Origin of the sequence: Actinoplanes regularis (genome assembly GCF_900188005.1) — a bacterium.
GTDB lineage: Bacteria > Actinomycetota > Actinomycetes > Mycobacteriales > Micromonosporaceae > Actinoplanes > Actinoplanes regularis.
On record NZ_FZNR01000022.1, the window covers coordinates 106,585 to 126,464 of the forward strand.

Consider the following 19,880-nt stretch of genomic DNA (forward strand, 5'->3'; position numbering starts at 1 on the left):
ATCCGACCGCCGGCACCTTCTGGACCAACGTGAGCACCGAACCCGAATGCGTACAACAAAGCGAACTGATCGTGTAGACCATGCTCACCACCGTCGCCCGCCAACTGTGAGCCACGTGCCGCACCAGGACCACCAAATCGAGGAACCCTCGGCTCACGCGCCGGGCCCGGCAGCCGGGCAGACCCGAGGCTGATGGCGGCCGTCGCCGGCGCACCGCTGCGCGAACTCGCCGCCGTGTACCTACCGGCACTGCGCGACCTTCCCGGCACCCAGCCGGTCGACATGACGGACCTGCTCATCGTCGGCGCCGCCGCCAGCCGCCTGGACCGCCTCATCCGTCCACCCGGGACATCCGGCGGGCGACCAGCGGTGACGTCGGGTCCGTAACGCCAACGGTGCGGCGCGCGACGTCGTGGTCGCCTACAGGTGGGTGTGGGCATGCTGGCATCCGCTGCCGGCTGACCGACAGGGTGAGCTGGTCGGCGTTGCCGCACCTGCAACGGGCCGCTACTTGTGCAGCAGAACTTTGAGTGCGCCGGTGTCGCCGGCGCGGCTGAACACCTCGTAGGCGTCGACGACCTGTTCGAGCGCGAACCGGTGGGTGATGAATTTCTGCGGGGCGAGTTGTCCCGTGCGCAGCAGCTTCAGCAGCGTCGGGGTGGACCAGGTGTCGACGAGGCCGGTCGTGATGGTGACGTTGCGCGTCCACAGGTCTTCCAGGTGCAGCGTCGCCGGTCCGCCATGGACGCCGACGTTGGCGACGTGCCCGCCCGGGCGTACCAGGCGGGTGCACATCTCGAAGGTGTCGCTCAGCCCGACGGCTTCGATCACGACGTCGGCGCCGAGTCCCTCGGTGAGCCCGGCGATGATCTGTGCCGGATCCTGCCGGGCCGGGTTGACCGTGACGTCCGCGCCGAACTGTTTCGCGGCCTCCAACCGGGTGTCGGCGAGGTCGATAGCGATGATGTGACTGGGGCTGTAGAGCCGGGCGCTCATGATCGCGGACAGTCCGATCGGTCCGGCGCCGACGATCACCACGGTGTCACCGGCCCGGATGCCGCCGTTGACGACACCGACCTCGTAGCCGGTCGGCAGGATGTCGGAGAGCATCAGCACCGCTTCGTCGTCCAGACCGGCAGGGATCAGGTAGGTCGAGGTGTCGGCGAACGGAACTCGCGCGAAATCGGCCTGGGTGCCGTCAATCTTGTGGCCGAGAATCCAGCCGCCACCACCGAGGCATTGCCCGTAGCCGGCCTCTCGGCAGTAACGGCAGCGACCGCAGGCGCTGATGCACGAGACCACAACCCGATCACCGGGTTTGACCGTAGTGACGGCCGAGCCGACGGCCTCGACGGTGCCGACGGCCTCGTGGCCGAGGATCCGGCCAGACGTGATATCCGGCAGATCACCTTTGAGAATATGCAGGTCGGTGCCGCAGATCGTGGTGGCGTCGACGCCGATAATCGCGTCGGTGTCGTCGACGATACGGGAATCCGGAACGTCGTCCCAGCTTTTTTGTCCAGGACCGTGATAGACGAGTGCCTTCATGACCAGCCTTTCAAAGGTCGATGATGCCCAGGTGATGGCGCCATGTCATAAAAGACAAGCCGCCTACGGCGAAGAGCGCGCCATGGTGGGCGACTTGGTCGATGAATCCTGCGGCTCAGCAGAAGGGTCGGCGAGCGGCGGTGCGGACAGCCACCGGGGACCGGAGTGACGCCTTGACCGTACGCCTCCTCACGCTCTCCAGCGCGGCCGGTGTCACATCCCCACTGTTTTCCGCCGTCGCGACGTCAGGCAGAGGATTTAGTCCCGTCCCTGGCGGGCCGGTATCCACCTCAATGAATCGACCTTGTCAACTCCTGCCAACTTTCATTGTTCATGCCCGCATCGGAGCCGGCACACGACAGGCGTGCAAGGCTTGAATCCAACGAGATGAGGCCGTGAAACGATGCCGGAACAACGTGTCCGCCAACATGCCGCCCAGCCTGCATTTCCAGTTCCGCCCGGGACAGAATCTGGCCGGATGGCCGCGCAGATAATTGACCGGACCGACGATGACCAAATCGATGAGATCGTCGGTCGGCTCGAGCGACGCTATACCAGAGATCAGATCTCAAGCGCCGACCTCGACAGCCGGGTACGCGGGTTCTATCGTGACTTTGCTACCGCCCGTATCCGCAGTTTTGTCAGCATTTTCGTCGAGCGTCTCGTGCGCCGGTCGATCGAAACACCGGTCCCAAGTCGCTAGGCATTCCGCGCCGAATTACATTGCCCTGTGTCCCTGACCGCAGTCGGTGACGGACAGCGGGCCGCGATGGATCTGCACCCCTACGCCCGAGGAAACAGGAGCGTTCATGCCAGAGACCACCCCGACCGTGGTGTTCACGACGATCACGAACAGGATCACCGACGCGTCGGTGAAGTCGGCGGTGGCCAGCGTGGAACCGGCGGCGGCGAGCAGGACCAGCACGAGCGGGTCACGCAGTTGGGACACGACCCGGCGCCACAACGGCGGCGGGCGGCGGCTCGGCAGCACGTTGCCGCCGTCGCGAGCCAGCCGCTGAGCGGCGTCACCCGACGACAGGCCGTCCGCATCCGGCGCGGCGAGGTGCGTTGTGCCGGCCCTCGCGGGTGGCCGGGTGATGTCCGATGCATCCGGAGCGACCTGCAGGTTGGGTACGGTCATGGCGTTTCTCGCCATGCTGGATCGTGGTGAAGCTCCGCGTGGCCCGCGTCAGAACCGTTCGATGACCTGGTCCGCGGGTAGTCGTGGTGTGTGTGGGGCGGCGGTGCCGGCCGGATCGCCGGTGGTGATCCGCAGCACGAGGTGCGGGTGGCCGAGGCCGGCGAGCAGGTGCCGGATGCGTTCCCGGGTGACGGCCACTTCGATGGTGGCGCTCAGCGGCAGGACTGACAGGCCGAGTTCGGTGGCGGTGAGCCAGGCGGCCGACAGTGCTTCGCCGGCGCGGAGCCAGTCGACCTCGCCGTCCTCGGGTCCGTAGAGGATCGCGAACGTGGCGGCGTTCTCGTGCGCTGTGGAGATGGGCAGGTCGCCGTGGTGGCCGAAGTCGCGGCCCGGCACGGTCGTCTGGGCGTCCTGGTCCGGGATGGCGGCGTCCGGGATGCCGCTGCCCAGTGGCCGGGTGCCGCCGGTCCAGTAGTTGACCTCCGTCTGCCAGGTGATGTCCGCGTTCTCGGCGCGTTGCGCCTGGTCGGCTGCGCTGGCCAGCTCGAGCACCTGGTCGGGACGCAGTATGTGCAGGCCCGCGCCGGCGGATTTGACGACTGCGACGATCGCGTTCAGCTCGTCGGCGTCTGTTGTGGTGCCCGCGGTGGGCCGGCGGTCGGTGTGCCGCAGCCTGATGGTCTGCCGGTGGCGTCGCGCTTCGAGACTGACCGGGATCCGGTGGTCGAGGCGTAACCGCGCGAGGTGATCGGGGTGTGCGGGGTCCGGCATGCGCGCGAGGATGGTGTGCCAGCCGTCGGCGGTGAGGCTGACCAGGGCGTGGTGCAGTGCGGCCCCGCAGCTGAGGATGGCGAGCCGGGAGTGGGGGTCGGTGACTTCGGCCCCACGGCTGTGATCGAGGTAGAGGTTGAGTTCGTTGCTGGTGAGACGCCAGCGCCAGGGTTGTGTGTTGTGGATCGATGGGGCGTGCCCGGCCGTGGTCGCGGCGGTCGACAGCGCCCGGGCCTCGGCGCGGGTGTCGTCGGCCCGGATCGACGCTTCGGTGCTCATATCGGGTTCCTTCCGGTGTGCTGAACGTTGGGCCCGTCAGGGCGTGTGCGGCCAGGTCCAGTCGCGGATCTCGGGTAGGTCTTCGCCGGTACGCCGTACGTATGCGCGGTGTTCGGCGCGTTTGTCGACCATCTGCTGGCGCAGCACGGCGGCCTTGCGGCCGCGGCCGGGGACGCGGTCGATGACGTCCATGACGAGGTGGAACCGGTCCATGTCGTTGACGACGAGCATGTCGAACGGCGTGGTCGTGGTGCCTTCCTCCTTGTAGCCGCGGACGTGCAGGTTGTGGTGGTTGGTGCGCCGGTAGGTGAGGCGGTGGATCAGCCACGGGTAGCCGTGGTAGGCCATGATGACCGGCCGATCGGTGGTGAAGATGGCGTCGAACTCGGGGTCCGGCAGGCCGTGCGGGTGTTCGGAGACCGGTTGCAGGCGCATCAGGTCGACGACGTTGACCACCCGGACCTTGAGGTCGGGCAGGTGCTGCCGCAGCAGGTCCGTCGTGGCGAGGATCTCGCATGTCGGTACGTCGCCGGCGGCGGCTAGGACGACGTCGGGGTCGCCGTCGTCGTTGCTTGCCCAGTCCCAGATGCCGAGGCCGCGGGCGCAGTGCAGGGCGGCGTCGTCCATGTCGAGCCAGGTCGGTGCGGGTTGTTTGCCGGCGACGATGACGTTGATGTAGTCGCGGCTGCGCAGGCAGTGGTCGGCGACCGAGAGCAGGGTGTTGGCGTCCGGCGGCAGGTAGACCCGGACGACCTCGGCTTTCTTGTTGACGACGTGGTCGATGAAGCCGGGGTCCTGGTGGGAGGTGCCGTTGTGGTCCTGGCGCCAGACGTGGGAGGTGAGCAGGTAGTTCAGCGACGGGACCGGTTTGCGCCAGCCGAGGTGCCGGGTGGTCTTGAGCCATTTGGCGTGCTGGTTGACCATCGAGTCGACGATGTGGATGAACGCCTCGTAGCAGGAGAACAGGCCGTGCCGGCCGGTCAGCAGGTATCCCTCCAGCCAGCCCTGGCAGGTGGTCTCGGACAGGATCTCCATGACCCGGCCGTGCCGGTCCAGGTGCTGGTCCACGTCGTCGACCCGGGCCTGCCAGGCCTTGCCGGTGGTGTCGAGGACCGCGCCGAGCCGGTTCGACTCGGTCTCGTCGGGGCCGACCAACCGGAAGTTGCGGTACTCGGCGTTCGCGGTGAGTACGTCGCGCAGCCAGCCGCCGAGCACCCGGGTCGCCTCGGCGGTCTCGCCGGCCTTGACCGCGTAGTCGCGGAAGGCGGGCAGTTCCAGGTCGCGGGGGTACCGGCCGCCGTTGGCGTGCGGGTTCGCCGACATGCGCAGGTCACCGCGGGGTAGCCAGTCGACGATCCAGGGCTGCGGGGTGCCGTCGGTGTCGAACAGCTCGTCGGGCCGATATGAGGTCATCCAGGCGTGCAGGGCGTCGAGGTGCGCGGCGTCGTCGCGGGCCGCCGTCAGCGGAACCTGGTGGGCGCGCCAGGTTCCCTCGACCGGGAGGCCGTCGACGACTTTCGGGCCGGTCCAACCTTTCGGGGTACGCAGCACGATCATCGGCCAGCGCGGGCGGTCGGTGACGTCGCCCTCGCGGGCGGCCCGCTGGATCTCGGTGATCTCGTCGAAGACCGTGTCAAGGGTCGCGGCGAGCAGTTGGTGGACCGTCGTCGGGTCGTCGCCGTCGACGAGGTACGGCTTGTGACCGTACCCCTCAAGGAGCGCGCACAGTTCGGCGTCGCCGATGCGCGCCAGCACCGTCGGGTTGGCGATCTTGTAGCCGTTGAGGTGCAGGATCGGCAGGACCGCGCCGTCGCCGACCGGGTCGAGGAACTTGTTCGAGTGCCATGACGCGGCCAGCGGGCCCGTCTCGGCCTCGCCGTCGCCGATCACACAGGCCACGACGAGGTCCGGGTTGTCCAGGGCGGCGCCGTAGGCGTGCGACAGCGAGTAGCCGAGTTCGCCGCCCTCATGGATCGAGCCGGGTGTCTCGGGTGCGACGTGTGACGGGATGCCGCCGGGGAACGAGAACTGGGTGAACAGCCTCTGCATGCCGGTGAGGTCCTGGGAGATCCGCGGGTAGACCTCGGAGTACGTCCCTTCCAGCCAGGTGTTCGCGACCAGCCCGGGACCGCCGTGACCCGGCCCGGTCACGTAGATGACCTCCCTGCCACGGGCCGCGATGATCCGTGACAGGTGGGCGTAGAGCAGGTTCAAGCCGGGGGTGGTGCCCCAGTGCCCGAGCAACCGCGGTTTGACCTGGGCCGGTTGCAGCGGCTCGCGCAGCAGCGGGTTGCCCATCAGGTAGATCTGCCCGACGGACAGATAGTTGGCGGCCCGCCAGTACGCGTCGATCCGCCGGAGCTCCTCGGCGCTCAGCGGCTCACCTGCGACCACGCCGAGGGCGCGGGTGTCGTCCGAGGATGTGGTTCGGGTCGTGGTCATCGGGAAACCGCCGTCTTCCTGCTGGTGCCGGCATGGAGCGGGCACGGCCGGGTCGCGTGCGCGATGCTCACGGGGTTGTCGTCGCCAGTGGTGTGCCGTTGACCACCGGCGTGACGCCTCGGCCGGAGGTGGACGGCGCGACGGCGGACGCTGCGTTGTTCTCGCGGGCCAGGAAGGTGCCGAGTTCGCCGATGGTGCTCATCAGCGGCGCCGGGAATACGACGGTGCTGTTCTTGTCGACGCCCAACTCGACCAGGGTTTGCAGGTTGCGTAGCTGCAACGCGAGGGGGTGGGCCATCATGATGTCCGCGGCCGATCCGAGCGCGTCGGCGGCGAGGGCCTCACCCTCGGCGGCGATGATCTTCGCGCGTTTCTCCCGCTCGGCTTCGGCCTGTCGCGCCATGGCCCGTTTCATGCTCTCGGGAAGCTGGATGTCCTTGAGTTCGACCAGGGTGACCTGCACGCCCCAGTCCTCGGTGGCGACGTCCAGGATCGTCTTGATGTCGATGTTGATCCGGTCGGTCTCGGACAGGGTTTCGTCGAGGGTGTGCTGGCCGACGACCTTGCGCAGGGTGGTCTGGGCGATCTGGTTGATCGCCGCGCCGACGTTCTCGATCGCGACGACGGACTTCTCGGCGTCGACGATCCGGTAGTAGGCGACGGCGGAGACATCGACGCTGACGTTGTCGCGGGTGATGATGCCCTGCGACTGGATCGGCATGGTGACGATCCGCAGGCTCACCCGGTTCAGCACGTCCACGAACGGGATGATCAACGTGAGGCCGGCCTGGCGAACCCCGATGACCTTGCCGAGGCGGAACAGGACGCCCTGCTCATACTGCTTGACGACCTTCACCGCGAGGGACGCAACGATGAAGAGCAACATGAGGATGAGGGCTAGCCACAGGTACCACATGGTGGAGATCCTGACTTCGGCCGCAGCCGGATATTCGTGCCCGAGAACAGTCTGGGTGAGGTGCGCACCTGATCGCTGCGTGGGCGAAGAAACGTCGAGACACTCGCAGCGGCCAAATACCGGGCCACCGGGGTCTCGGGCGACACTCTGACCCTACGCCTGTTCACGCTGGCCGGCAGCGGGCGCCGATCGGCCGAGCAGTCCCGGCGTGATGCGCGTACGGTCGAATTGTCGCCCTGGATCCCGGTGGCCGTTGAGCCCGCCGTCACCGTCGACGTCTCCACCGAGCGTGGATCCTGCCGCCGTTGAGGTGGTCTCGAACGGCTTCGAAATCCGTACAGGAGCACGGCTACCGCCCTGAGTAGGTGGCGCCGATATCCGATCGATCCGTGGCTGCGCTCGACGTGCTGCGGAACCTGCGCCATGAACACTCCGAAGGAATGTGAGTGCGATGGTCAACATCGCCAACGATCGCGAATCCCCCCTGGTGCGACGCAACACCTGGCTCACGTAGTCCCACACAGCGTGCGCGGTCGGTCTGCCCGAACCGTGCACGCCGATGCGGCGCGTTCAGCCAGTACACCGTTGTCATCGGGCCCGCCGCGTAACAGCCAACCGTATGACGGTCGACAACACCACGCTGTACGTGACGGACCCGTCAGAATCGCCCAGATCGCCCCGGCCGGTTGAATCGCTGCCGTTCCATCCAGGTTTCTGACCCAGGGCGCGGCGTCGGGATTGCTCCCGGCCCGTTTCCCTGGACCTCTCGCCGAGTGAAGTGGGCCGCCAGCGAGGTGCCCATGGTGTGGGTCCTTTTTTGTCGGCCTTTTCCCGAGACAGAGCCGTTAACGTGACAGTCGCCGGATCGGGTCTGAAGGTGCTGGCGCGCCGAGCTGTCGCGGGGCCGACCTGCGGCGGGGTTGTCTACGCGGTGCTGGCAGATCGCGGTCAGTTCGTGGGCGGTGGGCCGGTCACGCGGGTTGCGTGCCAGTGCCGCGCGGATCAGGTTGTCCAGGCCTGGTGGCAGGTCGAACAGGTCCGGTTGTGCTGATTGCAGCCGCAGGATCCATTCTTGTTCGCTCTGGCTGGCGAAGGGGTGGATGCCGCTGGCCAGTTGGGCGAGTAGGCAACCCCAGGCGAAGACGTCCACTGCCGGCGTCGCCGCGGTGTTCCAGAGTTGTTCCGGTGCGGCCCAGCCGCGGCTGCATTCGACGATTCCGCCGTGGGCGTGTTGCCCGACGTGCCGGGCGATGCCGAAGTCGATGATGCGTACGTCGTCGTCGCGGACCAGCAGGTTGGACGGTTTGACATCGCAGTGCACGACACTTCGGGTGTGGACTGCGGCGAGGGTACGGGCCAATGCCGATCCGAACCGCCACAGTCGGCCGGGCGTGATCGGTCCGCCGGCCAAGGTGGTGGCGCACCGGTAGCCGGGAAGGTAGGCGATGACCAGGTAGGAGCCTGCCTCCGACGTTCCGTAGGCCAGTACTGGCGGGGTGCTTTTCGCGTCGATGGTGGATGCTATTCGATATTCCCTCCGGCATGCCTCGGTCGCGCCGGTGTTGGCGCGGAGGACTTTCACCGCGACCGGGCGGCCGGTGGGTGTATCGGCCAGGTATACGTCGGCCATCCCGCCGGAACCGAGGCGCGACAGCAATCGGTAGCCGTCCACACTGACCGGGTCCGTCCTGCGAAGCGGGCGAGTGTCCGTCGGACGCAGGGCTGGCGAGGTCGGAGCCGCCGCGACACGCGGCCCGACCGAGTCGGGCCGGCGCGGTGGGCGGTCGGCGCGGCGGCGCGGCGGTTCTTCTGCGGCCGTCGGCGCGCCGCTGTGAATGTCAGCCGGTTGGCCGCGGTCGGGCCGGGGTCCGGTATCCACCGTGGTCTCGCGAGGTTGATAGGCGGGCGTCGCTGGTCTGGTGGGGGAGGTGGCACACGGGGTGTTCGCTGTTGGCGCGGCGAGAGTAAAGGTCATGGTGATGGACGCCTTTGTGGGACACGCCGCAGGGGTGCCGGCCGGGGCGGCGCCTCTGGTGGAGCGCCGGGAGTCGCTGGTCGTTGACCGCGGGGGCCGGGCGGCGAGAGGCATTGCCGGTGTGAACGCCGGCGGACGCATCGATGGATGACCGACGATGCGTGTGATCAAAGTTTGGAGGAGAGCGGCGGTGCGTGCGGCCTGGTGAACGGTGGTGCCAGCGGGTGTCGCAGCCCCGCCGGGGCGCGGCGGCTCGGATTAGGCGGCGACCAGGATGCCGGCCGACACGGTCACCTCCGCAGCGGTGGCCACGAGCGGTGCCGGGTCGAACTCTGCGGTGAGGGAACCGCGCAGCCCGGTCAGGTCCAGGACCCGAAGCACGATGGGCTGCGGGTTCGTGATCCGCAGTTGGCATCCGGTGCGGGTGGCGGCAAGACCCACGGCGACGAGGACGGTGAGCCCGCTGCAGTCCATGAACGGGACATTGGCGAGATCGACCTCGATGCGGTGGGGATGCAGTGTGTACAGGACGGTGAGTAGCCTGGCCTGCAGCATGCCGGTGGTCGACAGATCGATCTCGCCGGCCACGGCGACCCGGACGGCGCCCGCCGATGAGCAACTCGGATTGATGGTCAGCTGCGACGACGGGGTCACTGGCGTGAGTGAGGTGAGCATGGTTCCTCCAGCCCAACGGCTTCCAGGGAATGCGTGATGGGGTGGGCAGGGTCTGGACCCATGGCCGGGGAGGCAACAACCGGTAGATCGCGGGTGTTGCAGGCTCGACAAGGTGTGCACGTCGATGCGGTAGCAACTGCAGAATACCCGCAATACGTTTCGATCGGTGACCTCGCGGCGCGGCGATCAGACTGCCGGCATCCCCGATCGACTGCCACCATGCTTCGCCTCACCAGACGAGTCCATCCGGTACTGGTTGCCGGCCCGGTTCGTAGTGGTCCCCGGCGGATCCCCACCCAGGGCACCACCGGCCCGAACCCTGGAAACGACTGGATGAAGCGTGGACCGACATACCGGTCGGTCGGCGAGCTTTGCGGGGACTGCGGTGAGTCAGCCCCATGGTTGCCGGGCCGGCTCCTCAACCGGCGAGCAGGTCTCGCCGGTTGATGCCGGCCAGGCCGCAGGCGGTCATCGTGGCGGCGATCAGGAGCAGGACGGCCGGCCCGGACCAGTCGGCGTTTACGGTGACGGGATCGGCGACCTGTTGGAAGGGGCCGAGGTCGCGGATCTGCTGCGGAACGTTGAGCAGCGGGCCGAGCAGGGCGAGTGTGCCGGCGGCGAGGAGTGGGAGCCAGGCCAATCCTGTTGCGCGTGGCCAGATTCCGGCCAGCAGCGCCGCGCTGGCGGCCATCACCGCGGTCGCGGGCCATTGCCCGGCGATGTAGGTGAACATTCGCAGGGCGGTGCTGTCGCCGCCGATCGTCACCGACGCGATCGCCGCACCCGTGACTGCCGCAATGACCAGGATGATCGCGCTGCCGGCCACGGCAGCGGTGACCTGAGCCAGCAGGAGTGCCCAACGGCGTACGCCACCGGCCACGATCAGGCCGGTGCGACCGGCCGTTTCGTCCTGGCGGTGGTGAAGCACCTGAAGGATCGCGTAGGCGGACACCACCATTCCGAGCAGCGTCGCGGTGTAGGCGCAGTACCCCACGACCGGGTCGGTGGTGTCCAGTTGGGCGCCGAGGAACCCGCCGACGTCGCCGTCGCGGCTCTGCTCGACGACGCCGGAGCCCATCGCGGTGAAAAGGGCTCCGAGGCCGGCCACCCCCGCCGTCCAGATCATCGTGGACCGCCGGGCGAGCCGTAGCCGCAGGCCCAGGGCAGAGCGCACCGGCAGGCGTACGTCCCGGATCCCGGACCGGGTGATCAGCCCGGCGCCGTACTCCCGGCGTCCGCAGAGCACTGCGGCCAGCCACGCCAGGACGGCCGCGACGGCCAGATAGACCCCGAGGACCCACCAGCGGTCGTCGGTGAACGGTCGTATGCTGGCCCGCAGCGCCAGCGGGCTCAGCCAGTTGAGCGCTCCGGCGTCCCGGACGTCGGCGACAGCCCGCAGCCCGAACGCGGCGACGACGATGGCCAGACCGAGCAGCCGTGCCGTCGGCGCGGTCGAGGCGAGTTGCGCGAGTGTCACGGTCACGACACTGACCAGTAGGAACGTCAGTCCGAGCGCCGCGGCCAACATGGTGGCGCCGAGCCAGGTGACCCCGTCTACGCCGCCGGCCCAGGCGCCGATCACCACGGATCCGCCGATGGTCAGGGCCGCTGCGACGCCGGCCAGGACAGCGACGGCCGCGCGCAGCGGGTTCCGCGGGTCGACGCCGCAGCTACGGATCAGTTCCAAAGTCCCGTCGTCCTCGGCTGCTCGGGTCAGTGCCACGGCGAGCAGCACCGCGAACACGGACACGAGGATGGTGGTGATGCCGCCGATCTCCCAGGCGTACATCTGTGCCGGCGTGCCGGGCAGCGGCAGTTCGCCGTAGAGCAGCGTGGTGGCGGTGTCCGCACGGGCCAGCGCGACCGCCGCGTCCCGCTGCTCCGGTGTGAGGTAGGTGTCCTGATAGGCCCATACCGTGCCGCCGAGAAGGGTGAGCAGCAGGAGCAGCCACGCCCCGATCATCAGCCGGTGCCGGTGCAGCAGGAGCCGCATGATGGTCATCGCGCGGCGACCCGGTAGTGCCGCAGGAAAAGCTCTTCCAGGCTCGCCGGGGTGCAGGTGATGTCGCCCGCCTCGGCCCGCGCCAGCAGCGCCAGCACCGGCAGCACCTGCGTGCGGGGCACGCTCAGCACCAGGTCGGTGCCCGCGCCGTCGCCGTTGGCCAGCCCGAGTTCGCGCAGCCCGCTGGTCACCGTCGTCGACTGCGTGCCAGTGAGCTGGGCGGTGATCCGTGAGGCGGCCAGGTGCCGCAGGTCAGCGAGGCGACCCGACTCGACCAGCCGGCCGTCCTTGACGATCGTCACGGCATCGCAGAGCTGCTCGACCTCGCCGAGGATGTGACTGGAGAGCAGCACCGTACGGCCGGCGGCGACCGCGTCACCCACGCAGCGCCGGAACACCTCCTCCATCAGCGGATCCAGCCCGGTGGTGGGCTCGTCCAGAATCAGCAGATCGGTGGGGGCCGCGAACGCCGCCACCAGGATCACCTTCTGCCGGTTGCCCTTCGAGTAGGCGCGCACGGACTTGCGGACGTCGAGCGCGAAGTCGTCGGTGAGCCGCCGCTCCGCTGCCTCGTCACGGGCGCCGCGGAGGCCGGCCAGCGCGTCGAGGCACTGGTGCCCGGTCAGGTTGGGCCAGAGGTGGACGTCGCCGGGCACGTACGAGATCCGCCGGTTGATGGCGGCCGACTGGCGGGCCGGGTCCATGCCGAGCACCCGAATGCTCCCCGCGGCTGGGCGGTAGAGCCCGAGCAACACCCGGATGGTGGTGGTCTTGCCGGCTCCGTTCGGGCCGAGGAACCCATGTACCGCGCCGGGCACAACGGTGAGGTCGAGCCCGTCGACGGCGGTGAAGCGGCCGAATCGCTTGACCAGTCCTTGTACCTCGACGGCCATCGGCGTGATCATCGGGCGGGCACCTCCTCGACGGCGTGGCCGGGCTTGTTCGGGTATGGGCGAGGTGACTGATGAATGCGGCGGTCGAGACGGATGGCGGCGTAGCCCAACGCGGCGACGGCCGCGACGATCAGCAGATCGGTGACGGCAACCGGTTCGGTGCCGAGCAGTTCCCGGAGCAGCGGTGTGTAGATGGCGGCGAGTTGCAGCAGCAGTGCGGCGCCGACGGCGGCGAACAGCATCGGGTTGGCCCGGCTGCCGGGGCGGGCCCGGGATCCCAGCGCGACCGCGAGCTGAGTGAGGCCCAGGGCCAGGAACAACAGGGTCTGCCACGGCCGGTCGGTGGCGTGCGCCCACATGCCGACGCCGATGGTGACGGCGGCGATGACGGCACCTACGCGCAGGATGCGTTGCCATAGTCCGGCGCCGAGGACCGTTTCGGCCGGTGGGCGAGGGGGCCGGTGCATGGCGGTCGGGTCGGCGGGTTCGCTGCCCATGGCCAGGCCCGGTACGCCGTGGGTGACGAGGTTGATCCAGAGGATCTGGGCGGGGAGCAGCGGCAACGCGAGGCCGACGAAAGGGCCGGCGAGCATCACGGTGATCTCGGCGGCGCCGCCGGACAGGGCGTAGAGCAGGAAGCGGCGGATGTTGGCGTAGACGCGGCGGCCTTCCTCGGCGGCGGCGACGACGGTGCCGAGTTCGTCGTCGGCGAGGACCAGGTCGGCGGCTTGCCGGGCGACTTCGGTGCCGCGCCTGCCCATGGCCACGCCGATGTCGGCGCGGTGCAGGGCGGGGCCGTCGTTGACGCCGTCGCCGGTCATCGCGACGACTTCCCCCGCGCCGCGCAACGCGTCGATGATGACGACCTTCTGCTGTGGGGTGGCACGGGCGAAGACCCGCACGCCGCGCGCGGCCGCCGGCGCCGGGTCGGTGGTGCGGCAGTCGACCGCCTCGCCGCCAGGAGCGATGACGCCCAGGTCGGCGGCGATCGCGGAGGCGGTGGCCGGGTGGTCGCCGGTGATCAGGACCGGGATGATGCCGGCGTCGTGGCAGGCGGCGATGGTGGTGGCCGCGGAGGCGCGCGGCGGGTCGAGGATCGCGACGAGGCCGAGCAGTCGCAGGTCGTGTTCGTAGCCGGCGGCGTCGGCGGGCACGGTGTCGCGTTGCGCCTGCGCTACGGCGAGGACCCGGAACCCTCCCGCGGCGAACGCGTCGGCGCGGTCGGCTGTGCGGCGCAGCGTGTCGGGGTGATCGTTGAGGATTGCTGGGTCGAGGATCGATTCGGGGGCACCCTTGCAGATGATCTGGACGCGCCCGTCGGGCAGGCGATGGGCGGTGCTCATCCGTTTGCGCTCGCTGTCGAACGGCGCCTCGGCCTCGCGCGGTGTCGCCTGGTGCAATGCGTCGACGTCGATGCCGAGTTTGCCGCCGGCGGTCAGCAGCGCCGCCTCGGTGGGGTCGCCGACGGCCAGCCAGTCGTCGCCGTCGGCGCCGGGTGGCCGCAACGACGCGTCGCCGCACAGCACCGCCGCCCGCATCAGTTCCACCAGATCAGGTGCCTGATCGGGCGATACGACGTTTCCGTCGCGGCTGATCCGCCCGTCCGGTCCGAATCCGGAGCCGCTGACCGATGCGTCGCCGTGCGCGGTCCACAGCTGCCGGACGACCATGGTGCCTTCGGTGAGAGTGCCGGTCTTGTCGGTGGCCAGAATCGTCACGGAGCCGAGGGTTTCCACGGCGGGCAGTCGCCGGACGACCGCGTTCCGGGCCGTCATCCGACGCGCGCCCAGGGCCAGGCTTAGGGTGACCACGGCCGGGAGGGACTCCGGGACCGCGGCGACCACCAGGCTGATCGCGGTGATGATCATCAATTGCAGCGGTTGTCCCCGGAACAGGCCGAGGGCCAGGACCACGATGCAGAGCAGCAGCGCGCCGACGGCGAGCTGCCGACCCACGCCGGCCAGGCGCCGCTGCAGGGGTGTCAGTGCGGGGGCGGTGACCAGCATGGCGGCGATACGGCCAAGGGCGCTGGCCGTGCCGGTGGCGGTGATGACCGCGTGGCCGCGGCCGCGGACGACGACGGTGCCGGCCGATACGACGTTCGATGTGGATGCCGCCGGGTCCGTGGTGGCGGCCTTGTCGACGGGTGCGGATTCGCCGGTCAGTGCTGCCTCGTCGACGAGCAGCGCGACCGACTCCACGAGGCGGGCGTCCGCGGGTACGACGTCGCCTTCGGCGAGGACCAGCAGGTCGTCCACGACGAGGTCGGCGGCGGGGACTTCGCCCTGCCGGCCGTCGCGGATGACCCGGGCGGCCGGGGCGGTCAGAGCTGAGAGGGCGGTGATGGCGCGCTCGGCTTTGATCTCCTGCAGCACGCCGACGGTCGTGTTGACGACGATGACCAGCAGGATGACGCTCGCGTCGGTGAAGTCGGCGGTCGCGAGCGTGAACACGGCCGCGGCGAGCAGGACCAGTACCAGCGGGTCCCGCAACTGCGTGACGATTCTTCGCCACAGTGGTGTGGGCCGCGGCGACGGCAGCACGTTGCCGCCGTCGCGGGCCAGCCGCTGCGCGGCATCACCCGAGGACAGGCCGCCCGCATCCGGCGTGGCGAGGTGCGTGGCGCCGACCCTCGCGGGTGGCCGGGTGATGCCCGATGCATCCGGAGCGGCCGGCAGATTGCGTACGGTCATGGCGTTCCTCGCCTTGCTGGATCGTGGTGGAAGCTCCGCGTGCCCCGCTTCAGAACCGTTCGATGACCTGGTCTGCGGGAAGCCGTGGTGTGTGCGGGGCGGCGGTGCCGGCCGGATCGCCGGTGCTGAACCGCAGCACGACGTGCGGCCGGCCGAGCAGTCTGCGTGAGAAACGCACTCGATCGCTGTGGGGGCGAAGAAACGCCGGGACGCTCACAGCGGCCGACTACCAGGCCACCGGGGTCCAGGGCGGCATCCTTACCGTACGCCTGTTCGCAACATCCGCCGGCGGGGGTCGTCCAGCCTGCTCAGCGGACCCGATGAATCGGGCGTACGGTGAAGGCGTCGCCCGGGACCCCGGTGGCATGAGCCCTCCGCCGCCTTTGTTGTCTCCCGTCAGCCGTGTCTGCAAGGCCGTTGCCACCAACGCGCGTCGAAGCCCCCACCGGGCGCGGTTGCGGCCTTGGGCAGGCAACGCTGCTCTCGATCGATCCGTGGGCGCGCTGGACGCGCCGCGGAACATGCGTCATGAACAACGTGAAGGAAAGTGAGTGCGATGGTCAACATCGCCAACGATCACGAGTCTTCTCCCGTGACCACCTCAGAACGGCAAGAACGAAACTCAAGGCACTATTCCGGCACTGCGGCCGTCCCGGACAAGGTGCGCTCCACGACCGGCAGAACCGCCACCGCGACGCGGTACCTGCTCGCCGGCATCAGGATCGCGCTGGGCTGGGTGTTCCTGTGGGCATTCCTTGACAAACTGTTCGGCCTCGGCCGCAGCACCCTCGCTGCGAACGCCTGGCTGGACGGCGGCAGCCCCACCGCCGGCTTCCTCGGCAAAGCCGCGACCGGCCCGTTCGCCGGCTTCTACCACTCCATCGCCGGCAACCTCGTCGTCGACGTGCTGTTCATGACAGCCCTGCTCGGTGTCGGCGCAGCACTGCTGCTCGGCATCGGCATGCGGATCGCCGCAGCCTCAGGCGCGCTGCTGACCGTCCTGATGTGGACGGTTGTGCTGCCGCCGGCCACCAACCCGTTCATGGACGACCACCTCATCTACGCCGCCGTCCTCATCCTGCTGGCCCTGCTGGGCGCCGGAAACACCTGGGGCCTCGGCCGCCGATGGACGGCGACCCCGCTCGTGCGACGCAACACCTGGCTCACGTAGACCCGCACGGCGTGCGGGATGCGCCTCCCGGATCGCGCACGCCGTCACCTCAGCGGTCCCGTCAATCAGCCGAGTCACCGCACCCGCATTCGAGCGGGTTCCCCATCTCAGGAGTTCGTCATGATCGACCAGGAACAGGTACAGGACCGTCGCATCGTCGTGGGCGTCGACAATTCCGCCGGCTCGGCCGAAGCGCTGCGCTGGGCACTCGCCCACGCACGGCTGACCGGCGGCTCCGTCGAGGCCGTCACCGCCTGGCAGATCCCGCCCATGTACGCCTACGCCTACGGCTGGACACCCACGGGCATCGACGACGCCGGCATCATCCGGTACGCCGAGAAGACCCTGGCAGAGACCGTGGCACAGGTGCAGGGCGAGGACGACCACCCCGTGCCCGTCACCACCCGCGTCATGGAAGGCCCGGCGGCACAGGTCCTTCTGAATGCGAGCAAGGGCGCGGAACTGATGGTGCTCGGTAGCCACGGCCACGGCGCCTTCGCCGGAATGCTGCTCGGCTCGGTCAGCCAGCACTGCGTCCAGCACGCAACCTGCCCCACTCTTGTCATCCCGAAATAGGCCCTGCCCGACGGTCAACTGTGGCCCAGGTGATCCGCGACGGCGCCCGAGCGGAGATCCCAGCCCGAGAACCGGTACCCGGCGACGTCCTCCGCGTCACAAGGCGCTTGCATGACACATCACGGTGAAACCAGCGCCGTCGTACCGACAAGAGAGAACTTCTGATGGCGATCCGCGATCATTTCGCTCAGTGGATGTACCAGCATGGCCGCCCCAATCGGCTGGCTCGCATCTTGAACCGCATATCCGCCCTCCAATTCCGTAGTGGAATGTTGACGCCGCACAACTGGGTGACGCTGGAGGTTCTCGGCCGCCGCAGCGGCAAGCCCGTGACCTTCCCCCTCGTCGTCGCAGACCACGAGGGCGAGCGCTACCTCGTATCGATGCTGGGGGCACACACAAATTGGGTGGCCAACGTGCGGGCCGCCGACGGTCACGCCGTCATCCATCACGGGACTCGCGAGAACGTCCTGCTCAAGGACGTCGACGCCGATGCGCGCGGTCCCATTCTGCGGCGCTATGTCGCTGTCGCCCCGGGAGCCCGACCGCACATCGCCGTCGACCGGCGGGCACCGCTGACCGACTTCGACCGCGTGGCCGCGCGATACCCGGTCTTTCACGTCACGCGCGATCCTTCGCAACAGACGGAACAAACCGCGACGGTACGGACGGGAAGCGGCCTGCTCGGCGCCGGACTGATATTTCTCGGTACCGCGGTCGCGGCCGTGGCGGTGCTGGGACCACTGGTGTCGGGCGTGCTGCGCTACCGCACCCTATATGGCTGTCCGGCGGCCGACCACGATCGTTGATCAACTGCGTTGCCGTCCGCCGTTCCGCGAAGCCACAGAACGAGAATGAGGAGAATCCCATTCACATCGACAAAGCTGACATCATCTCAGCCCTGCGGTCCAGAGGGCTGAACGCCAGGGCCGACTGGGTGGACCGGGAACTGCCCGGGCTCGTCGACACGTACAAGAACACCGCCCTGCTCCGCATGCTCGGCGTCGACCCCGCAGGCATCTCGCCCGCCGACGCCGCCTCGCGGCCGGGCTGAGTCGCTGCTACCGGCACGGTCGCGGCGGTGTCCCGGGCGGATCCCCGCCGCACCCGCACCGAACGCGCCATTCGTCAAATGGGCGTCTTCGCCGGCGAATGCCGCGGACCAGCGGGCGTAGAGTCATGGTGTCGCCCTGGACCCGGTGGCTGATCCGATGCAGGACTCGATACGGGCTCCGAGGAGATCCATGATGGCGACCTACCCGTTCGGCGGCTCGCATGCCGATTTCTGATCGCAGGCTGCAGCTGTGGGATCTTGTGGTGGAGCAGGCCCGAGGCTCGCCCGCCGCAGTCGGCCATGTCGGCGCCGTGGGCATCGCGGTCGTCTGTGTGGATGCCACCGCCGTCGCAGTGACCCTCGCCGCGTCACCCCGCGAGGTCGTCTACACCAGCGATCAGGTCGCTGAGGAGCTCGAGGAACTGACGATGACTCTCGGTGAGGGCCCGGGGGTCGATGCGCTGACCGATGGCCCCGCACTGGCCGCCGACCTGAACGACACGTCCTGCCAACTGCGCTGGCCCATGTTCGCGCCGGCGGCGGTGGCACTCGGCGTGCGAGCGGTGTTCGCCCTACCCCTGCAGGTCGGTGGCATCCACCTCGGCGTTCTGGATCTCTACAGGAGCGAGCCGGGATCTCTGGACCGAGAGCAGTTCACCGACGCCTTGCTGCTGGCGGACACCGCCTGCGCGCTGCTGCTCGACGCGGGTGTCGGCGCCGGAGACGGCCGACGCCCCGAGGAAGCCGGACTGCAGCACCCCGAGGTGCACCAGGCGACCGGAATGATCGTCGCCCAGATCGGGGTGAGCGCGGCGATCGCGCTTGTCCGGCTGCGCGCCTACGCGTACGCCCACGACCAGCGGTTACGCGACGTCGCCGCCAATGTGGTCGCACGCCGCCTGCGGTTCCCACCCGAGACCAGAGCCGCTACCGACCCCGGTGACCACCACAGTGCATGACAAAGGTGAGTGACATGGCCCAGCCCCCGCTGTCGGACGTTTTCATCGAGATGGCCGATACCCTCGTCGACGACTTCGACGTCCTCGATTTCCTGCACACCCTGACCGAACGATGCGTCGAACTGCTCGGCGTCACCGCGGCCGGGCTCATGCTCACCGACGGTGCCGGAAATCTGCAGGTGGTCGCCGCGTCCTCCGAACGGACCCGGCTACTGGAACTGTTTCAGCTGCAGACCGACGAAGGTCCCTGCGTCGACTGCTTCCGCACCGGCACGGCGGTGTCCGTCGACGATCTGACCACGGCGAGGCGCTGGCCCCGATTCACCACCGCCGCCTCCCAGGCGGGCTTCGCCGCGGTACACGCGTTGCCCATGAAACTGCGTACCGAGGTCATCGGGGCGCTGAATCTGTTCGAGACCGAGCCGGGAGCGCTCGACCAGGAGAAGCTGCGGGTCGGGCAGGCGCTGGCGGACATCGCCACCGTGGGCCTGCTTCAACAGCGTGCCATCCACGCCCGCGACGTGCTGACCGAACAATTGCAAGCCGCACTCAACAGCCGCGTGTTGATCGAACAGGCCAAGGGGTTGCTGGCCGAACGGCTGCAGATCGATGTCGCGCAGGCGTTCACCATCTTGCGTAGCACCGCCCGGAACCACAATCGGAAGCTGTCCGACCTCGCTCAGGCTCTCGTCGACGGCACCGAACGTGTACAGGCGTAGGTGTGGCTGTCGGCGCAAGGAGGCGACGAAGGCTTCCGGGCACAGACGGTGTTGCCCAGCTGGAAC

General features: G+C 68.9%; 18 protein-coding genes. 7 read left to right on the plus strand and 11 right to left on the minus strand.

All coding sequences use genetic code 11. The features are described 5' to 3' along the window. Window positions 1-192 precede the first annotated feature (192 nt). The gene (locus tag CHC09_RS36815) at window positions 193-387 is read left to right on the plus strand and encodes a hypothetical protein (RefSeq protein ID WP_089297892.1); all 195 of its coding nucleotides are present in this window, start codon (window positions 193-195) and stop codon (window positions 385-387) included. A 120-nt stretch (window positions 388-507) separates the two neighbouring features. On the opposite strand, the gene CHC09_RS36820 is transcribed toward CHC09_RS36815, so the two are convergent. Next, window positions 508-1,548, minus strand: a complete 1,041-nt coding sequence (locus CHC09_RS36820; RefSeq protein ID WP_089297893.1) for a zinc-dependent alcohol dehydrogenase family protein — start codon at window positions 1,546-1,548, stop codon at window positions 508-510. 478 nt (window positions 1,549-2,026) lie between these two features. On the opposite strand from CHC09_RS36820, the gene CHC09_RS36825 reads away from it, so the two are divergent. Further along, window positions 2,027-2,251, plus strand: a complete 225-nt coding sequence (locus CHC09_RS36825; RefSeq protein ID WP_089297894.1) for a three-helix bundle dimerization domain-containing protein — start codon at window positions 2,027-2,029, stop codon at window positions 2,249-2,251. A gap of 15 nt (window positions 2,252-2,266) precedes the next feature. Here CHC09_RS36825 and CHC09_RS36830 read toward each other — a convergent pair whose 3' ends face one another. The 10 genes from CHC09_RS36830 to CHC09_RS48600 all read right to left on the minus strand — a co-directional run bounded on the left by CHC09_RS36830 (window position 2,267) and on the right by CHC09_RS48600 (window position 15,513). Continuing rightward, window positions 2,267-2,689 carry a cation-transporting P-type ATPase gene (locus tag CHC09_RS36830; protein ID WP_143232790.1) on the minus strand — a complete coding sequence of 141 codons (423 nt, stop codon included), beginning with the start codon at window positions 2,687-2,689 and terminating at the stop codon, window positions 2,267-2,269. Window positions 2,690-2,737: 48 nt separating this feature from the next. After that, complete coding sequence (locus CHC09_RS36835; protein ID WP_089297896.1) at window positions 2,738-3,739, minus strand: Acg family FMN-binding oxidoreductase; 1,002 nt, start codon at window positions 3,737-3,739, stop codon at window positions 2,738-2,740. A gap of 36 nt (window positions 3,740-3,775) precedes the next feature. Beyond that, window positions 3,776-6,181, minus strand: a complete 2,406-nt coding sequence (locus CHC09_RS36840) for a phosphoketolase family protein (RefSeq protein WP_089297897.1) — start codon at window positions 6,179-6,181, stop codon at window positions 3,776-3,778. 67 nt (window positions 6,182-6,248) lie between these two features. Continuing rightward, window positions 6,249-7,097, minus strand: coding sequence for a slipin family protein (locus tag CHC09_RS36845; RefSeq protein ID WP_089297898.1), 849 nt, complete (start codon window positions 7,095-7,097; stop codon window positions 6,249-6,251). 658 nt (window positions 7,098-7,755) lie between these two features. Then, on the minus strand, window positions 7,756-8,769 hold the full coding sequence (locus CHC09_RS36850; RefSeq protein ID WP_179277429.1) for a serine/threonine-protein kinase: 1,014 nt from the start codon (window positions 8,767-8,769) through the stop codon (window positions 7,756-7,758). 561 nt (window positions 8,770-9,330) lie between these two features. Continuing rightward, the gene (locus tag CHC09_RS36855; protein ID WP_089297900.1) at window positions 9,331-9,747 is read right to left on the minus strand and encodes an STAS domain-containing protein; all 417 of its coding nucleotides are present in this window, start codon (window positions 9,745-9,747) and stop codon (window positions 9,331-9,333) included. A gap of 418 nt (window positions 9,748-10,165) precedes the next feature. Next, complete coding sequence (locus CHC09_RS36860; protein WP_089297901.1) at window positions 10,166-11,749, minus strand: hypothetical protein; 1,584 nt, start codon at window positions 11,747-11,749, stop codon at window positions 10,166-10,168. Beyond that, window positions 11,746-12,654 (minus strand): ABC transporter ATP-binding protein, encoded by a 909-nt coding sequence (locus CHC09_RS36865; protein WP_239138779.1) that lies wholly within the window; start codon window positions 12,652-12,654, stop codon window positions 11,746-11,748. Before CHC09_RS36865 ends, CHC09_RS36860 begins: the two co-directional genes overlap by 4 nt. Next, window positions 12,651-15,335 (minus strand): cation-translocating P-type ATPase, encoded by a 2,685-nt coding sequence (locus CHC09_RS36870; RefSeq protein WP_089297902.1) that lies wholly within the window; start codon window positions 15,333-15,335, stop codon window positions 12,651-12,653. Before CHC09_RS36870 ends, CHC09_RS36865 begins: the two co-directional genes overlap by 4 nt. Window positions 15,336-15,384: 49 nt before the next feature. Further along, window positions 15,385-15,513 carry a hypothetical protein gene (locus CHC09_RS48600; protein WP_275407955.1) on the minus strand — a complete coding sequence of 43 codons (129 nt, stop codon included), beginning with the start codon at window positions 15,511-15,513 and terminating at the stop codon, window positions 15,385-15,387. 378 nt (window positions 15,514-15,891) lie between these two features. On the opposite strand from CHC09_RS48600, the gene CHC09_RS36875 reads away from it, so the two are divergent. The 5 genes from CHC09_RS36875 to CHC09_RS36900 all read left to right on the plus strand — a co-directional run bounded on the left by CHC09_RS36875 (window position 15,892) and on the right by CHC09_RS36900 (window position 19,814). Further along, window positions 15,892-16,506, plus strand: coding sequence for a hypothetical protein (locus CHC09_RS36875; RefSeq protein WP_239138785.1), 615 nt, complete (start codon window positions 15,892-15,894; stop codon window positions 16,504-16,506). Between the two features lie 120 nt (window positions 16,507-16,626). Continuing rightward, complete coding sequence (locus CHC09_RS36880; protein WP_089297903.1) at window positions 16,627-17,082, plus strand: universal stress protein; 456 nt, start codon at window positions 16,627-16,629, stop codon at window positions 17,080-17,082. 164 nt (window positions 17,083-17,246) lie between these two features. Then, window positions 17,247-17,891, plus strand: coding sequence for a nitroreductase family deazaflavin-dependent oxidoreductase (locus CHC09_RS36885; protein WP_239138780.1), 645 nt, complete (start codon window positions 17,247-17,249; stop codon window positions 17,889-17,891). A 508-nt stretch (window positions 17,892-18,399) separates the two neighbouring features. Further along, window positions 18,400-19,095 carry an ANTAR domain-containing protein gene (locus CHC09_RS36895; protein WP_143232792.1) on the plus strand — a complete coding sequence of 232 codons (696 nt, stop codon included), beginning with the start codon at window positions 18,400-18,402 and terminating at the stop codon, window positions 19,093-19,095. Window positions 19,096-19,109: 14 nt separating this feature from the next. Beyond that, window positions 19,110-19,814, plus strand: a complete 705-nt coding sequence (locus tag CHC09_RS36900; RefSeq protein WP_089297905.1) for a GAF and ANTAR domain-containing protein — start codon at window positions 19,110-19,112, stop codon at window positions 19,812-19,814. The last annotated feature ends 66 nt before the right edge of the window (window positions 19,815-19,880 follow it).

What these genes read in the sequence shown, in the direction of transcription:
- CHC09_RS36815 (WP_089297892.1), top strand. Translation starts at nt 193, where the DNA reads ATGGCGGCCGTCGCCGGCGCACCGCTGCGCGAACTCGCCGCCGTGTAC.
- CHC09_RS36820 (WP_089297893.1), bottom strand. Translation starts at nt 1,548, where the DNA reads ATGAAGGCACTCGTCTATCACGGTCCTGGACAAAAAAGCTGGGACGAC.
- CHC09_RS36825 (WP_089297894.1), top strand. Translation starts at nt 2,027, where the DNA reads ATGGCCGCGCAGATAATTGACCGGACCGACGATGACCAAATCGATGAG.
- CHC09_RS36830 (WP_143232790.1), bottom strand. Translation starts at nt 2,689, where the DNA reads ATGACCGTACCCAACCTGCAGGTCGCTCCGGATGCATCGGACATCACC.
- CHC09_RS36835 (WP_089297896.1), bottom strand. Translation starts at nt 3,739, where the DNA reads ATGAGCACCGAAGCGTCGATCCGGGCCGACGACACCCGCGCCGAGGCC.
- CHC09_RS36840 (WP_089297897.1), bottom strand. Translation starts at nt 6,181, where the DNA reads ATGACCACGACCCGAACCACATCCTCGGACGACACCCGCGCCCTCGGC.
- CHC09_RS36845 (WP_089297898.1), bottom strand. Translation starts at nt 7,097, where the DNA reads ATGTGGTACCTGTGGCTAGCCCTCATCCTCATGTTGCTCTTCATCGTT.
- CHC09_RS36855 (WP_089297900.1), bottom strand. Translation starts at nt 9,747, where the DNA reads ATGCTCACCTCACTCACGCCAGTGACCCCGTCGTCGCAGCTGACCATC.
- CHC09_RS36860 (WP_089297901.1), bottom strand. Translation starts at nt 11,749, where the DNA reads ATGACCATCATGCGGCTCCTGCTGCACCGGCACCGGCTGATGATCGGG.
- CHC09_RS36865 (WP_239138779.1), bottom strand. Translation starts at nt 12,654, where the DNA reads ATGATCACGCCGATGGCCGTCGAGGTACAAGGACTGGTCAAGCGATTC.
- CHC09_RS36870 (WP_089297902.1), bottom strand. Translation starts at nt 15,335, where the DNA reads ATGACCGTACGCAATCTGCCGGCCGCTCCGGATGCATCGGGCATCACC.
- CHC09_RS36875 (WP_239138785.1), top strand. Translation starts at nt 15,892, where the DNA reads ATGGTCAACATCGCCAACGATCACGAGTCTTCTCCCGTGACCACCTCA.
- CHC09_RS36880 (WP_089297903.1), top strand. Translation starts at nt 16,627, where the DNA reads ATGATCGACCAGGAACAGGTACAGGACCGTCGCATCGTCGTGGGCGTC.
- CHC09_RS36885 (WP_239138780.1), top strand. Translation starts at nt 17,247, where the DNA reads ATGGCGATCCGCGATCATTTCGCTCAGTGGATGTACCAGCATGGCCGC.
- CHC09_RS36900 (WP_089297905.1), top strand. Translation starts at nt 19,110, where the DNA reads ATGGCCCAGCCCCCGCTGTCGGACGTTTTCATCGAGATGGCCGATACC.